Genomic DNA, 14,660 nt, shown 5'->3' with positions numbered 1-14,660 from the left:
AATGCCGCTCTCGCGCTCAACCCAACTCGCGGCACAATGGCGGTCTGATGCAAAACTCTTCCAACCCACCCACCCTGGTTCTCGGCATCGAGTCCTCCTGCGATGAAACCGGTGTCGCTCTGGTCGAAACCGGGGGCCCCGGCACGGCACCGCGCCTCCTGTCCCATGCGCTGCACAGCCAGATCGACATGCACCGCGCCTATGGCGGCGTGGTACCGGAGCTGGCCAGCCGCGACCATATCCGCCGTGTCATTCCGCTGGCGCGCCAGGTGCTGGAGCAGGGCGGGCGCACGCTGCAGCAGCTCGACGTCATCGCCTACACCCAGGGGCCCGGGTTGGCCGGGGCACTGCTGGTGGGGGCAGGCGTCGCCTGCAGCCTGGCTGCCGCGCTGGACAAGCCGGTGCTGCCCGTCCATCACCTGGAAGGCCATCTGCTCTCTCCCTTCCTCAGCGCCGACCCGCCCGAGTTTCCCTTTGTCGCGCTGCTGGTTTCCGGTGGCCATACCCAGCTGATGCAGGTCGATGGCGTCGGCTGTTACACTCTGCTGGGCGAAACCATCGACGACGCGGCGGGCGAGGCTTTCGACAAGTCGGCCAAGCTGATGGGGCTGGGCTACCCTGGTGGCCCGGCCCTGTCGCGCCTGGCCACCTTCGGCGATCCGAAGGCATACAAGCTACCCCGCCCGCTGCTGCACAGCGGTGATCTGGATTTTTCGTTCGCGGGCCTCAAGACCGCGGTGCTGACCCAGGTCAAAAAGCTGGAAGGGCAGCCCTGCGACCAGGTGCTGGCTGACCTCGCTGCAAGCACCCAGGCTGCCATCGTCGAAGTGCTGGTCAGAAAATCGCTCAAGGCGCTGGATACGACAGGCCTGAAGCGGCTCGTGGTGGCTGGCGGGGTAGGGGCCAATGCCTCCCTGCGGGAAGAACTCAACGCCGCCTGTGCCAGACGCGGGGTGCGCGTACATTACCCGGAACTGCACCTGTGCACCGATAACGGTGCCATGATTGCCTTGGCCGGCGCCATGCGGCTGCAGGCCGGGATGGCGCAAGCGCGCAAGGAGTACGCCTTCGACGTCCGTCCGCGCTGGGATCTGCAGCAACTCGACGCCTGACCCGGCCTTCGGGCAGGGGCGAATCTGGCTGCCTAGCTGGCAAACCCCAGGCAGGCACCCGCATTGGGCCGGCCGCGGCATTCCCGTTTCAGACGACGCTCCCGCTTGGCCGTGCTTTCCTCATTGCCGCGCAGCACGAGCACACGCGTGCGCGACATGGCTCGCGCTGCGGAGGCGGCGCTGCTTGCCGCGGGAGTGGCGGCAAGCGCTGACGGAGGATCGGCAGCCGGGGCCGGGAAAGCCGGGGCGGGGATCGACAGGGCGAAAACGGCGAGGGCAGCAAAACAGGAGAGGGGGTTGTGGTAGGCGCTGGGCATGGCAATATTGAGTATTTTAGTATTATTCTATCTGCGGTTTCCGCCCGTGATCGCACCCACTAGCCAGCCCGACAAGTCCCCGCTATAATCACCCGGTTCTGTTCCATACTGGCATGCCAGTTCGGCGGAGCGCACGCTGCGGGTAGTCCGGCCTGCAGCGCAAGTCAAATACCTTCAAGGAAATACCAAAATGGTCGATAAAGTTGCCGTTATCAAGGATAACGCCCGCGCCGCCAATGACACTGGCAGCCCCGAAGTACAAGTTGCGCTGCTGACCGCACGCATCAACGAACTCACCCCGCACTTCAAGACGCACGCCAAGGACCACCACGGCCGTCGCGGCCTGCTGCGCATGGTGAGCCGCCGCCGCAAGCTGCTGGACTACCTGAAGTCCAAGGACGCTGACCGCTACCTGGCCCTGATCGCCAAGCTGGGTCTGCGCAAGTAAGCAGGCATCGCATGCAGAACGCCTGAGAGAATCCTTCCCTCAGGCGTTTTTGTTTTTCAACCCGGAGATATTGCGCGCGAAGCTGTGTCATTCCATCAACATCCTGCGCCGGGCAGGGTCCTGCTGGAATGGCATCGTGTGCTGCAAGAAGCTCCATCCCGGAGATAACCATGTCCATTTTCAACAAAGTCACCAAGACCTTCCAGTGGGGCCAGCACACCGTCACCCTCGAAACCGGTGAAATCGCCCGCCAGGCCGCCGGCGCCGTGCTCGTCAACATCGACGACACCGTCGTGCTCGCCACCGTGGCTGCTTCCAAGAGCGCCAAGCCCGGCCAGGACTTCTTCCCCCTGACCGTCGACTACATCGAGAAAACCTACGCCGCCGGCAAGATCCCCGGCAGCTTCTTCAAGCGCGAAGCCAAGCCCTCCGAACTCGAAACCCTCACCAGCCGCCTGATCGACCGTCCGATCCGCCCGCTGTTCCCCGAAGGTTTCTACAACGAAGTGCATGTGGTCGTGCACACCGTGTCCCTGAATCCTGAAGTCGATGCCGACATCGCCGCCATGCTCGGCGTGAGCGCGGCCCTGGCCATTTCCGGCATCCCGTTCAATGGCCCGATCGGTGCTGCCCGTGTCGGCTACATCAACGGCGAATACGTGCTCAACCCGGGCCAGACCCAGCGCAAGGACAGCCAGATGGACCTGGTCGTCGCCGGCACCGAAGCTGCCGTGCTGATGGTCGAATCCGAAGCACAGCAGCTGTCGGAGGAAATCATGCTGGGCGGCGTGGTGTTCGGCCACGAGCAGGGCCAGATCGCGATCAACGCCATCCATGAGCTGGTGCGCGACGCGGGCAAGCCGGTGTGGGACTGGCAGCCCGAAGCCAAGGACGAGGAATTCATCGCCAAGGTCAACGGCCTGGCTGAAGACAAGCTGCGCGCTGCCTACCAGATCCGCAGCAAGCAGGCGCGCACCCAGGCCTGCCGCGAAGCCTATGCTGCCGTCAAGGCCGAACTGACCGAGCAGGGCGTCGAGTTCGATCCGGTCAAGGTCGACAACCTGCTGTTCGATGCCGAAGCCCGCATCGTGCGCAGCCAGATCCTGTCCGGCGAGCCGCGCATCGACGGCCGTGACACCCGCACCGTGCGCCCGATCGAGATCCGCAACGGCGTGCTGCCCCGCACCCACGGTTCCGCACTCTTCACGCGTGGCGAAACACAGGCGCTGGTGGTGTCCACGCTGGGTACCGAGCGCGATGCCCAGCGCATCGACGCGCTGGCCGGCGAATACGAAGACCGCTTCCTGCTGCACTACAACATGCCTCCCTTCGCCACCGGTGAAGTGGGCCGCATGGGCTCCACCAAGCGCCGCGAAGTGGGCCACGGCCGTCTGGCCAAGCGTGCCCTGGCCGCCGTGCTGCCGAGCAAGGACGAATTCCCCTACACCATCCGCGTGGTGTCCGAGATCACCGAATCCAACGGTTCCTCCTCCATGGCTTCCGTCTGCGGCGGCTGCCTGTCCATGATGGACGCTGGCGTGCCGCTGAAGGCGCACGTGGCCGGTATCGCCATGGGCCTGATCAAGGAAGACAACCGTTTCGCCGTGCTGACCGACATCCTGGGCGATGAAGATCACCTGGGCGACATGGACTTCAAAGTGGCCGGTACTGCCGACGGCATCACCGCCCTGCAGATGGACATCAAGATCCAGGGCATCACCAAGGAAATCATGCAGGTCGCCCTGGCCCAGGCCAAGGAAGCGCGCATGCACATCCTGGGCAAGATGCAGGATGCCATGGGCGAGGCCAAGGCCGAGGTGTCGGCCTATGCTCCGCGCCTGTTCACCATGAAGATCAACCCCGAGAAGATCCGCGACGTGATCGGCAAGGGCGGCGCCACCATCCGTGCGCTGACGGAAGAAACCGGCACCCAGATAGACATCGCCGAAGACGGCACCATCACCATCGCCAGCAACGACAACGCCAAGGCCGAGGAAGCCAAGCGCCGCATCGAAGAGATCACGGCCGAAGTGGAAGTGGGCAAGATCTACGAAGGTCCGGTCGTCAAGATGCTGGATTTTGGCGCGCTGATCAACGTGCTGCCGGGCAAGGATGGCCTGCTGCACATCAGCCAGATCGCGCACGAGCGCGTCGAGAAGGTGTCCGATTACCTGAGCGAAGGCCAGATCGTCAAGGTCAAGGCCCTGGAAACCGACGACAAGGGCCGCATCAAGCTGTCCATAAAGGCGCTGCTGGACCGTCCTGAGCGCGGTGACCGCCCGGAGCGCGCCGAACGCGGCGACCGTGGCGAGCGCAACGGCAACGGCCGTTCCTCTGCCGAGCAGCAGCAACAACAGCAGCAGTAAGCGGGGCAGGGCAGTCATGCAAGCCATTGCCATCGAGGCCTACGGCGCGCCGGAAATGCTCAAGCCCGTCACCTGCGCCGATCCGGTCGCGGGTGCGGGCGAGGTGCTGATCCGCGTGGCGGCGTCGGGCGTCAACCGTCCCGACGTGCTGCAGCGCAAGGGCCACTACCCGGTGCCGCCGGGCGCTTCCGAACTGCCCGGCCTGGAGGTTGCCGGCGAGATCGTCGCCGGCGATGCCGACGCCATGGCGCAGGCTGGCCTGAAACTGGGCGACAAGGTGTGTGCGCTGGTCGCCGGCGGCGGCTACGCCGAGCTGTGCGTGGCCCCCGCAGCCCAGTGCCTGCCGGTTCCGGCCGGACTTGACATGGTGCAGGCCGCCAGCCTGCCCGAAACCTTCTTCACCGTCTGGAGCAATGTCTTCGACCGCGCCAGACTGCAGCCGGGAGAAACCCTGCTGGTGCAAGGCGGCAGCAGCGGCATCGGCGTCACCGCCATCCAGATGGCCAAGGCGCTGGGCGCCGCGGTCATTGTTACCGCCGGCAGCGACGACAAGTGCGAGGCCTGCGTCAAGCTCGGCGCCGACCACGCCATCAACTACAAGACCCACGATTTCGTCGAGGAGGCCAAGCGCCTGACCGATGGCAAAGGTGTGGATGTGGTGCTGGACATGGTTGCCGGCGACTATATCGCCCGTGAAGTGGAGTGCCTCGCAGACGATGGCCGCATCGTCATCATCGCCATCCAGGGTGGCGTCAAGTCGGGCTTCAATGCGGGGCAGGTGCTGCGCCGCCGTCTGACCATCACCGGCTCGACGCTGCGTCCGCGCCCGGTGGCCTTCAAGGCCGCCATCGCCCGCGCGCTGCGCGAGAAGGTCTGGCCACTGGTGGAAAACGGCGCCATCGCGCCGGTTATCTACCGCACCTTTCCGGCCGCCCAGGCCGCCGAGGCGCACGCCTTGATGGAAAGCAACCAACACATTGGCAAAATCGTATTGACCTGGTAACGGAGGCACACAATGAAAAAACTGATCGCTGGCAACTGGAAAATGAACGCCAGTCTGGCAGGCAACGAAACGCTGATCAACGAGCTGCGCGCCGGCATCGGCGCTCCGGCGTGCGATGTGGCCATCTGCGTGCCCAGCCCGTACTTCCAGCAAGTCCAGGGCCTGCTGGCGGGTCAGGACGCCATTGTCATGGGGTCGCAGAACGTTTCCTCGCACGAATCCGGCGCCTATACCGGTGACGTGTCTGCCGCCATGCTGAAGGAGTTCGGCATCCGCTACGCCATCGTCGGCCACAGCGAGCGCCGCCTGCACCAGGCCGAGAGCGACACCCATGTCGCCATCAAGGCCGAGCGTGCCCTCGAGGCCGGTATCACTCCCATCGTCTGCGTCGGTGAAACCCTGCGCGAGCGCGAGGAGGGCATGACCGAATTCATCGTCAAGCGCCAGCTTGCGGCCGTGATCCACCTGGTGGGGCATTGCATCAGCGAGATCGTGGTAGCTTACGAGCCGGTCTGGGCCATCGGTACCGGCAAGACGGCCACTCCCGAGCAGGCGCAGGAAGTGCACGCGGTACTGCGTACACAGCTGCGTGCGGCAACCGAGCATGCAGACAAGATCCGCCTGTTGTACGGCGGCAGCATGAACGCCAGCAACGCGGCTGCGCTGTTGGCGCAACCCGACATCGATGGCGGCCTGATTGGCGGCGCTTCCCTGAAGGCGGCCGATTTCCTGGCCATCATTGCGGCAGCGCAATAAAATAACGGGCTTTGCGGCAGTACGCTGCCGCTTCCCACATTCCTCTGGCAAGAACACAATGACTTTTCTTCTCAACCTCCTGCTGGTCGTGCAGGTGCTGTCGGCACTGGCGATGATCGGCCTGATCCTGGTTCAGCATGGCAAGGGTGCGGACATGGGTGCCGCATTCGGCAGTGGGGCCTCCGGCAGCCTGTTCGGCGCCTCCGGCAGTGCCAACTTCCTGTCGCGCACCACCGCCGTGCTGGCCACGATTTTCTTCGTTGCCACGCTGGTTCTCGCGTACTTCGGCAACCTGCGCAACACCGGCGGCTCCGGTAGCGTGCTCAGCGGCATGGTCGCTCCCGCCGCCGTGACCGCACCGGCCTCAGCCCCTGCGTCTGATGCAGCCCCTGCAACCGGTCCTTCCGCACTGATTCCCGGACAGCAGCCGGCCGCCGCCGTGGCGCCCGCAAGCGTTGCTGTTCCCGCTTCCCAGCCTGCCCCGGTAGCCCCCGCCGCAGCCGCTTCCCGCTAAGCGAAAAGCCGGGCGTGCAATGCGTCCGGCGGGCACAAAAAACCTGTGTTGTAAGCGTCGACTAAGTTGTTTATGGTTACAATGCAGGGCTGATCCGGAGTGCTAAGAAATAGTCTCAGCCGGCTCCGGGCGAGACACGATTGCCGTCGTGGTGGAATTGGTAGACACGCTATCTTGAGGGGGTAGTGGCGAAAGCTGTGCGAGTTCGAGTCTCGCCGACGGCACCAGAAACATCTTTGGCTCTGCGCCAAAATTTACAAACGTAACAAAGATGGATCTTGCACTTTATCTCCCCGTTCTCCTGTTCATCCTGGTCGGCCTGGTTGCCGGTGCAGTGACCCTGGGTCTTGGTTCGGCACTCGGCCCGAACCGTCCTGATCCCGCCAAGAACTCCCCCTACGAATGCGGCTTCGAGGCCTTTGAAGACGCGCGCATGAAGTTCGATGTGCGCTACTACCTCGTTGCCATCCTGTTCATTCTTTTCGACCTGGAAGTCGCCTTCCTGTTCCCCTGGGCGGCCGCCTACAAGCAGCTGGGTCCCGTGGCTTTCTGGTCCGTCATGATTTTCCTGGGCATCCTCGTCGTGGGTTTCATCTACGAATGGAAAAAAGGCGCCCTGGATTGGGAATAAGCACAAGTTCCTGATACCGGGAGCGTGCATGCCGCGCTCCTGCGGGAATTGATTGGAGAGTTGCATGTCGCTTGAAGGTGTATTCAAAGAAGGCTTCATCACCACCAGCTACGACGCGGTGGCGAACTGGGCCAAAACCGGTTCCGTCTGGCCCATGACCTTCGGTCTGGCCTGCTGCGCCGTCGAGATGATGCACGCCGCTGCCGCGCGCTACGACTTGGCGCGTTTCGGTGCCGAGGTATTCCGCGCCAGTCCCCGCCAGTCCGACCTGATGATCGTGGCTGGCACGCTGTGCAACAAGATGGCGCCGGCCCTGCGCAAGGTCTATGACCAGATGGCCGAGCCGCGCTGGGTGATTTCCATGGGTTCCTGCGCCAACGGCGGTGGCTATTACCACTACAGCTACTCGGTGGTGCGTGGCTGCGATCGCGTGGTGCCGGTCGACGTCTACGTCCCGGGCTGCCCGCCCACGGCCGAGGCGCTGATTTACGGCATCATGCAGCTGCAGCAGAAGATCCGCCGTACCAACACCATTGCCCGCGCCTGATCCGGAGACCCCATGACTGCCTACGCTGTTGATATTCAGGAGCTGGCCAACACCGTGTCTGCGGTGCTGGGTGACAAGCTCAAGCATTCTGTGATTGACCGTGGCGAGCTGACCGTCGAGGTTGGCGCCGCCGACTACGTCGACGCCTGCCGTCTGCTGCGCGATTCCGCCGGCTGCAAGTTCGAGATCATGATCGATCTGTGCGGTGTCGACTATTCCGACTACAAGCAGCAGGTCTGGGAGCGCGAGCGCTTCTGCGTCGTGGTGCACCTACTGTCCGTGTCGCTGAACCAGCGCCTGCGCCTGAAGGTGTTCGCTCCCGATGACGACTTCCCCGTGGTTGCCTCCATCAATGACATCTGGAACTCCGCCAACTGGTTCGAGCGCGAAGCCTTCGACCTGTTCGGCATCGTGTTCGAGGGTCACCCCGACCTGCGCCGTATCCTGACCGACTACGGCTTCATCGGCCATCCCTTCCGCAAGGACTTCCCGCTCTCCGGTCATGTCGAGATGCGCTACGACCCCGAGCAGAAGCGTGTGGTGTACGAACCCGTCTCCATCGAGCCGCGCGAAATCACGCCGCGCATCATCCGTGAAGACAACTATGGAGGCTTGCACTGATCGCTCAGGCGACAGGGGTTTGATCTATGGCTGAAATCAAGAACTACACGCTCAACTTTGGTCCGCAGCACCCGGCAGCGCACGGCGTGCTGCGCCTCGTGCTGGAGCTCGATGGCGAGGTGGTGCAGCGCGCCGACCCGCACATCGGCCTGCTGCACCGTGCCACCGAAAAGCTGGCCGAGCACAAGACCTACCTGCAGGCGCTGCCCTACATGGACCGCCTGGACTACATGTCCATGATGTGCAACGAGCACGCCTACTGCCTGGCCGTCGAGCGGCTGCTGGGCATCGAGGTGCCGATCCGTGCGCAATACATCCGCGTGATGTTCTCGGAAATCACGCGTCTGCTCAACCACCTGCTGTGGCTGGGTTCGCACGGCAACGACTGCGGCAGCTCCACCATCCTGATCTACACCTTCCGTGAGCGGGAAGACCTGCTGGACATGTACGAGGCCGTCTCCGGCGCCCGCATGCACGCAGCCTACTTCCGTCCGGGTGGCGTCTACCGCGACCTGCCCGACACCATGGCCCAGCATGCCCCGAGCAAGCTGCGCAACAGCAAGGCCATGGAAAAGCTCAATGCCGCCCGCCAGGGTTCGCTGCTCGACTTCATCGACGATTTCACCCAGCGCTTCCCCAAGTGCATGGACGAGTACGAGACCCTGCTCACCAACAACCGTATCTGGAAGCAGCGTACCGTGAGCATCGGTGTGCTGTCTCCCGAGCGCGCCCTGAACCTGGGTATGAGCGGCCCCATGCTGCGCGGTTCTGGCATTGCCTGGGACCTGCGCAAGACGCAGCCCTATGACGCCTACGACAAGGTCGACTTCGACGTGCCCGTCGGTGTCACCGGCGACAGCTACGACCGCTACCTGTGCCGCATGCAGGAAATGCGCCAGTCCAACCGCATCATCAAGCAGTGCGTGGACTGGCTGCGTGCCAACCCGGGCCCGGTCATCACCGACAACAACAAGGTGGCGCCGCCCTCGCGTGAAGGCATGAAGACCAACATGGAGGACCTGATCCACCACTTCAAGCTGTTCACCGAAGGCTTCCACGTGCCCGAGGGCGAGGTCTATGCCGCTGTCGAGCACCCGAAAGGCGAGTTCGGCATCTACATGGTGAGCGACGGAGCCAACAAGCCCTACCGCATGAAGATCCGTCCGCCGGGATACGTGCACCTGGCTGCGCTGGATGAGCTGTCCAAGGGCCACATGCTGGCCGACGCCGTGGCCATCATTGGCACGCTGGACATTGTGTTTGGAGAGATTGACCGATGATTTCTGAAGCAACCAAAGCCCGTTTCGCCAAGGAAGTGGCGAAATACCCGGCCGAGCACAAGCAGTCGGCGGTCATGGCTTGCCTGTCCATCGTCCAGCAGGAGCAGGGCTGGGTATCGCCCGAAAGCGAGAAGGAGATTGCCGACTATCTGGAGATGCCTCCGATGGCCGTGCACGAAGTCACCACCTTCTACAACATGTACAACCAGCAGCCGGTGGGCAAGTTCAAGCTCGCCGTCTGCACCAACCTGCCGTGCCAGCTGCGTGACGGCGGCAAGGCGCTGCAGTTCCTCGAGGAGAAGCTGGGCATCCACGCCGGCGAAACCACCGCCGACGGCATGTTCACGCTGCAGCAGTGCGAATGCCTGGGCGCCTGCGCCGATGCGCCGGTGATGCTGGTCAACGACCGCACCATGTGCAGCTACATGTCTGTCGAACGCATGACGGCACTGGTCGAAGGCCTGAAGTCCGCGGAGGGCAAATGATGTCGGTAGCGAACGTTCTCGCGCAATTTGCGTCTTCCGGCAATGAAACCTGCTTTCATGGCCGTCACATCGATCCGCAGATCTACAAGGATCTGAACGGCAGCAACTGGAGCCTCAAGGATTACGAGGCGCGCGGCGGTTACAAGGCGCTGCGCAAGATTCTGGGCAAGGATGGCGGCGAAGCCATGACCCAGGACCAGGTGATCTCCACCGTCAAGGAATCCGCGCTGCGCGGTCGTGGCGGTGCCGGTTTCCCGTCCGGCCTGAAGTGGAGCTTCATGCCGCGCCAGTTCCCTGGCCAGAAATTCCTGGTCTGCAACTCCGACGAGGGTGAGCCCGGTACCTGCAAGGACCGCGACATCCTGATGTTCAACCCGCACATCGTGATCGAGGGCATGGCCATCGCGGCCTATGCCATGGGCATCAGCGTGGGCTACAACTACATCCACGGCGAAATCTTCGAGGTGTACGAACGCTTCGAGGCGGCGCTGGAAGAGGCACGTGCCGCCGGCTATCTGGGCGACAGGATCATGGGCAGCGACTTCAGCTTCCAGCTGCATGCCCATCATGGTTTCGGCGCCTACATCTGCGGCGAGGAAACCGCGCTGCTCGAATCGCTGGAAGGCAAGAAGGGCCAGCCGCGCTTCAAGCCGCCGTTCCCGGCCAGTTTCGGCCTATACGGCAAGCCCACCACCATCAACAACACCGAGACCTTCGCAGCCGTTCCGTGGATCATCATGAACGGGGGCCAGGCGTATCTCGAGTGTGGCAAGCCGAACAATGGCGGCACCAAGATCTTCTCGGTCTCCGGTGACGTGAACCTGCCCGGCAACTACGAAATTCCCATGGGCACGCCGTTCTCCAAGCTGCTCGAGCTGGCGGGCGGTGTCCGCACCGGCCGCAAGCTCAAGGCGGTGATCCCGGGTGGTTCCTCCTCCCCGGTGCTGCCGGCCGACATCATCATGGAATGCACGATGGACTACGACTCCATCGCCAAGGCCGGCTCCATGCTGGGCTCCGGCGCCGTGATCGTGATGGATGACAGCCGCTGCATGGTCAAGTCGCTGCAGCGCCTGAGCTACTTCTACATGCACGAATCCTGCGGCCAGTGCACGCCCTGCCGCGAAGGAACGGGCTGGCTGTGGCGCATGGTCGACCGCATCGAGAAAGGGCAGGGCCGTCCGCAGGACATGGACGTGCTCGACTCCGTCGCCGCCAACATCCAGGGCCGCACCATCTGTGCCCTGGGCGATGCCGCCGCCATGCCTGTGCGCGCCATGCTCAAGCATTTCCGTGACGAATTTGCATACCACGTAGAGCACAAGACCTGCATGGTGCCTGCATACATTTGACAAGTGGATCACCATGGTTGAAATCGAACTGGACGGTAAAAAGGTCGAGGTTGCCGAAGGCAGCATGCTGATGCATGCAGCCGAGCAGGCCGGAACCTATATTCCGCATTTTTGCTACCACAAGAAGCTGAGCATCGCGGCCAACTGCCGCATGTGCCTGGTGGACGTCGAGAAGATGCCCAAGCCGGTTCCGGCTTGCGCTACGCCGGTGGCCCAGGGCATGGTGGTTCACACCAAGAGCGACAAGGCCATCAAGGCCCAGCAGTCCGTGATGGAATTCCTGCTGATCAACCACCCGCTGGATTGCCCGATCTGCGACCAGGGCGGTGAGTGCCAGTTGCAGGATCTGGCGGTCGGTTACGGCTCCAGCGGCTCCCGCTACGAGGAAGAGAAGCGCGTGGTCGTGCCCAAGGATGTCGGTCCGCTGATCTCCATGGAGGAGATGACGCGCTGCATCCAGTGCACGCGCTGCGTGCGCTTCGGTCAGGAAATCGCCGGCCAGATGGAGCTCGGCATGTCCAACCGCGGCGAGCACTCCGAGATCGAGACCTTCGTTGGTGCCACGGTCGATTCCGAACTGTCCGGCAACATGATCGACATCTGCCCGGTGGGCGCGCTCACCAGCAAGCCGTTCCGCTACAGCGCCCGCACCTGGGAAATGGGCCGCCGCAAGTCGGTCGCTCCGCATGACTCCACCGGTGCCAACCTGATCGTGCAGGTCAAGAACCACCGCGTGATGCGCGTGGTGCCGCTCGAGAATGAAGCCGTCAACGAATGCTGGATTGCCGACCGCGACCGTTTCAGCTACGAAGCGCTCAACGGCACCGACCGCCTGACCGCTCCCATGATCAAGCAGGGTGGCAGCTGGAAGGAAGTCGACTGGCAGACCGCCCTCGAATATGTGGCCAACGGCCTCAAGCAGATCCGGGACGAGCACGGCGCTTCCAGCATCGGCGCCCTGGTCAGCCCGCACAGCACGCTGGAAGAACTGGCGCTGGCCGGTGAACTGGTGCGCGGCCTCGGCAGCGACAACATCGACTACCGCCTGCGCAACGCCGAGTTTGCCACCGGCAGCGAGATTCGCTGGCTGGGCATGCCCATCGCAGCGCTGAGCAAGCTGCAGCGTGTACTCGTCGTTGGCAGCAATCTGCGCAAGGATCATCCGCTGTTCGCGCAGCGCATCCGCCAGGCCAGCCGCCACGGCGCCCAGGTGTCCGCGCTGGTCGAGCAGCGCCAGGACTGGGCGATGAAGATGCACACGGTACTCGAAGCCGACGCTACCGAGTGGACGCAGTCCCTGGCAGACATCGCTGCCGCCGTGGCCGAGCAGAAGGGCGTCACTGCGCCTGCACAAGGCCAGGCCACGGAGGCCGCCAAGGCCATCGCGGCCTCCCTGCTGGGTGGCGAGCGCAAGGCCGTGCTGCTGGGCAATGCCGCAGCACACCACGAGCAGGCCAGCAGCCTGCTGGCCTTGGCGCAGTGGATTGCAACCGAAACCGGCGCCAGCTGGGGTTACCTGACCGAAGCGGCCAACACCGTGGGCGCCCAGCTGGCTGGTGCACGTCCCAGGTCCGGTGGCCTGAATGCCGGCGCCATGACCGAGGGCGGCGCGCTCAAGGCGGCCCTGCTGTTCAACGTCGAGCCCGAGTTCGACTGTGCCGCCGGCAGTGCTGCCGTCGCCAGCCTGAACCAGGCGCAGATGGTGGTCACCTTCAGCCCGTTCAAGACCAATCTGGCCTTCAGCGACGTGCTGCTGCCGATCAGCCCCTTCACCGAGACGTCCGGCACCTTCATCAACGCCGAAGGCCGCGCCCAGAGCTTCCATGCCGTGGTGCGCCCGCTGGGTGACACCCGTCCGGGCTGGAAGGTGCTGCGCGTGCTGGGCAGCCTGCTGCAGCTCTCCGGCTTTGCTGCCGAGACCTCGCAGGAAGTCATGGCCACGCTGCCGCTGAACCGCAGTGGCGACAGCGCCACCGTCGACGCGGCGCGCCTGAACAACCGCACGGATGCTGCCATCGTGGTGGGCAAGGCCCGTACCAAGCCGGTGACGGCGAGCATCTATCAACTTGACAGCCTGGTGCGCCGTGCACCGTCGCTGCAGGCCACGGCCGATGCCCGTGCTGCCAATCCTAGCCAGGAGGTGAGCGCATGATTGACGCACTGAACGCTGCCGGCCAGGGCCTGATCGAGGCTGCCTGGTGGGCGAATATCGCATGGCCGGTGATCTGGGCGCTGCTCAAGATCGTCGTGCTGGTCCTGCCGTTGCTGATTGCCGTTGCCTACCTGACCTACTGGGAACGCCGCCTGCTGGGCTTCATGCAGGTGCGTCACGGTCCCAACCGCGTCGGCCCGCTCGGCCTGCTGCAGCCCATGGCCGACGGCCTCAAGCTGCTGACCAAGGAAGTGATCCGTCCGGATCGTGCCAACCCTGCGGTCTACTATCTCGGCCCGATCATGGCCTTCATGCCGGCGCTGGCTGCCTGGGTGGTGATTCCCTTCGGCCCCGAAGTGGCTCTGGCCAACATCAACGCCGGCCTGCTGCTGGTGATGACCATCACTTCCGTGGAAGTCTACGGCGTGATCATGGCCGGCTGGGCGTCCAACTCCAAGTACCCGTTCCTGGGTGCGCTGCGTGCTTCCGCACAGATGGTGTCGTACGAAATCGCCATGGGCTTCTGCCTGGTGGTGGTGCTGATGATCACCGGCAGCATGAACATGAGCGACATCGTGACCGAGCAGGCCAAGGGCATGTTCGCCGACAAGGGCATGAACCTGCTGTCCTGGAACTGGCTGCCGCTGCTGCCGATCTTCATGGTCTACCTGATCTCGGGTGTCGCAGAAACCAACCGTCACCCCTTCGACGTGGTGGAAGGCGAGGCCGAGATCGTGGCCGGCCACATGGTCGAGTACTCCGGCATGGGCTTTGCCATCTTCTTCCTGGCCGAATACGCGAACATGATCCTGTTCTCGGTGCTGGCCGTGGTCATGTTCCTCGGCGGCTGGCTGCCTCCGTTCGAATTCCTCAGCTTCATCCCCGGCTGGATCTGGCTGGGCCTGAAGACCTTCGTGGTCGTGAGCATGTTCATCTGGATTCGTGCCACGTTCCCGCGCTATCGCTATGACCAGATCATGCGTCTGGGCTGGAAGATCTTCATTCCCGTGACACTGATCTGGCTGATCGTGATCGCTGTGTGGATGCAAACCTCCTGGAACATCTGGAAGTGAGCA

Annotated in this window: 14 protein-coding genes and 1 tRNA gene; all 15 read left to right on the top strand. The window is 63.6% G+C overall.

What is annotated here, in order from left to right:
• Positions 1–47 precede the first annotated feature (47 nt).
• On the top strand, positions 48–1,112 hold the full coding sequence (gene tsaD / locus KKQ75_RS06705) for a tRNA (adenosine(37)-N6)-threonylcarbamoyltransferase complex transferase subunit TsaD (protein WP_213361138.1): 1,065 nt from the start codon (positions 48–50) through the stop codon (positions 1,110–1,112).
• Positions 1,113–1,619: 507 nt separating this feature from the next.
• Positions 1,620–1,877, top strand: a complete 258-nt coding sequence (gene rpsO, locus KKQ75_RS06700) for a 30S ribosomal protein S15 (protein WP_091813995.1) — start codon at positions 1,620–1,622, stop codon at positions 1,875–1,877.
• Positions 1,878–2,047: 170 nt separating this feature from the next.
• The gene (pnp, locus tag KKQ75_RS06695; RefSeq protein WP_213361136.1) at positions 2,048–4,243 is read left to right on the top strand and encodes a polyribonucleotide nucleotidyltransferase; all 2,196 of its coding nucleotides are present in this window, start codon (positions 2,048–2,050) and stop codon (positions 4,241–4,243) included.
• Positions 4,244–4,259: 16 nt separating this feature from the next.
• Entirely contained in the window at positions 4,260–5,246 is a 987-nt protein-coding gene (locus KKQ75_RS06690) for an NAD(P)H-quinone oxidoreductase (RefSeq protein ID WP_213361134.1), read from the top strand.
• Positions 5,247–5,258: 12 nt separating this feature from the next.
• Positions 5,259–6,002: a triose-phosphate isomerase gene (gene tpiA, locus KKQ75_RS06685; protein ID WP_213361132.1), complete on the top strand. Its 744-nt coding sequence runs from the start codon at positions 5,259–5,261 to the stop codon at positions 6,000–6,002.
• Positions 6,003–6,060: 58 nt separating this feature from the next.
• Positions 6,061–6,516: a preprotein translocase subunit SecG gene (gene secG / locus KKQ75_RS06680; RefSeq protein WP_213361130.1), complete on the top strand. Its 456-nt coding sequence runs from the start codon at positions 6,061–6,063 to the stop codon at positions 6,514–6,516.
• A 142-nt stretch (positions 6,517–6,658) separates the two neighbouring features.
• Positions 6,659–6,743: transfer RNA gene (locus KKQ75_RS06675), tRNA-Leu, on the top strand.
• Between the two features lie 44 nt (positions 6,744–6,787).
• A complete protein-coding gene (locus tag KKQ75_RS06670; protein WP_213361128.1) occupies positions 6,788–7,147 on the top strand; it encodes an NADH-quinone oxidoreductase subunit A in 360 nt (119 codons plus the stop codon).
• Between the two features lie 64 nt (positions 7,148–7,211).
• The gene (locus KKQ75_RS06665; RefSeq protein ID WP_091814011.1) at positions 7,212–7,694 is read left to right on the top strand and encodes a NuoB/complex I 20 kDa subunit family protein; all 483 of its coding nucleotides are present in this window, start codon (positions 7,212–7,214) and stop codon (positions 7,692–7,694) included.
• A gap of 12 nt (positions 7,695–7,706) precedes the next feature.
• A complete protein-coding gene (locus KKQ75_RS06660) occupies positions 7,707–8,315 on the top strand; it encodes an NADH-quinone oxidoreductase subunit C (protein ID WP_213361126.1) in 609 nt (202 codons plus the stop codon).
• 26 nt (positions 8,316–8,341) lie between these two features.
• Positions 8,342–9,595, top strand: coding sequence for an NADH-quinone oxidoreductase subunit D (locus tag KKQ75_RS06655; RefSeq protein WP_213361124.1), 1,254 nt, complete (start codon positions 8,342–8,344; stop codon positions 9,593–9,595).
• The gene (gene nuoE, locus KKQ75_RS06650; RefSeq protein ID WP_213361122.1) at positions 9,592–10,080 is read left to right on the top strand and encodes an NADH-quinone oxidoreductase subunit NuoE; all 489 of its coding nucleotides are present in this window, start codon (positions 9,592–9,594) and stop codon (positions 10,078–10,080) included. The genes KKQ75_RS06655 and nuoE overlap by 4 nt, the downstream gene beginning before the upstream one ends.
• On the top strand, positions 10,077–11,432 hold the full coding sequence (gene nuoF, locus KKQ75_RS06645) for an NADH-quinone oxidoreductase subunit NuoF (protein ID WP_213361120.1): 1,356 nt from the start codon (positions 10,077–10,079) through the stop codon (positions 11,430–11,432). The genes nuoE and nuoF overlap by 4 nt, the downstream gene beginning before the upstream one ends.
• A gap of 13 nt (positions 11,433–11,445) precedes the next feature.
• Positions 11,446–13,584 (top strand): NADH-quinone oxidoreductase subunit NuoG, encoded by a 2,139-nt coding sequence (gene nuoG / locus KKQ75_RS06640; protein WP_213361119.1) that lies wholly within the window; start codon positions 11,446–11,448, stop codon positions 13,582–13,584.
• Complete coding sequence (gene nuoH, locus KKQ75_RS06635; protein ID WP_213361118.1) at positions 13,581–14,657, top strand: NADH-quinone oxidoreductase subunit NuoH; 1,077 nt, start codon at positions 13,581–13,583, stop codon at positions 14,655–14,657. Before nuoG ends, nuoH begins: the two co-directional genes overlap by 4 nt.
• The last annotated feature ends 3 nt before the right edge of the window (positions 14,658–14,660 follow it).

This window comes from Brachymonas denitrificans (genome assembly GCF_907163135.1).
GTDB classification, from domain to species: Bacteria; Pseudomonadota; Gammaproteobacteria; order Burkholderiales; family Burkholderiaceae_C; genus Brachymonas; species Brachymonas denitrificans_A.
This window is presented reverse-complemented; position numbering and strand designations above follow the sequence as displayed.

Coding starts and splice junctions, on each gene's coding strand:
- KKQ75_RS06670 (WP_213361128.1), top strand. CDS start 6,788: ATGGATCTTGCACTTTATCTCCCCGTTCTCCTGTTCATCCTGGTCGGC.
- KKQ75_RS06655 (WP_213361124.1), top strand. CDS start 8,342: ATGGCTGAAATCAAGAACTACACGCTCAACTTTGGTCCGCAGCACCCG.
- nuoF (WP_213361120.1), top strand. CDS start 10,077: ATGATGTCGGTAGCGAACGTTCTCGCGCAATTTGCGTCTTCCGGCAAT.
- KKQ75_RS06665 (WP_091814011.1), top strand. CDS start 7,212: ATGTCGCTTGAAGGTGTATTCAAAGAAGGCTTCATCACCACCAGCTAC.
- tpiA (WP_213361132.1), top strand. CDS start 5,259: ATGAAAAAACTGATCGCTGGCAACTGGAAAATGAACGCCAGTCTGGCA.
- KKQ75_RS06690 (WP_213361134.1), top strand. CDS start 4,260: ATGCAAGCCATTGCCATCGAGGCCTACGGCGCGCCGGAAATGCTCAAG.
- rpsO (WP_091813995.1), top strand. CDS start 1,620: ATGGTCGATAAAGTTGCCGTTATCAAGGATAACGCCCGCGCCGCCAAT.
- nuoE (WP_213361122.1), top strand. CDS start 9,592: ATGATTTCTGAAGCAACCAAAGCCCGTTTCGCCAAGGAAGTGGCGAAA.
- secG (WP_213361130.1), top strand. CDS start 6,061: ATGACTTTTCTTCTCAACCTCCTGCTGGTCGTGCAGGTGCTGTCGGCA.
- tsaD (WP_213361138.1), top strand. CDS start 48: ATGCAAAACTCTTCCAACCCACCCACCCTGGTTCTCGGCATCGAGTCC.
- pnp (WP_213361136.1), top strand. CDS start 2,048: ATGTCCATTTTCAACAAAGTCACCAAGACCTTCCAGTGGGGCCAGCAC.
- nuoH (WP_213361118.1), top strand. CDS start 13,581: ATGATTGACGCACTGAACGCTGCCGGCCAGGGCCTGATCGAGGCTGCC.
- KKQ75_RS06660 (WP_213361126.1), top strand. CDS start 7,707: ATGACTGCCTACGCTGTTGATATTCAGGAGCTGGCCAACACCGTGTCT.
- nuoG (WP_213361119.1), top strand. CDS start 11,446: ATGGTTGAAATCGAACTGGACGGTAAAAAGGTCGAGGTTGCCGAAGGC.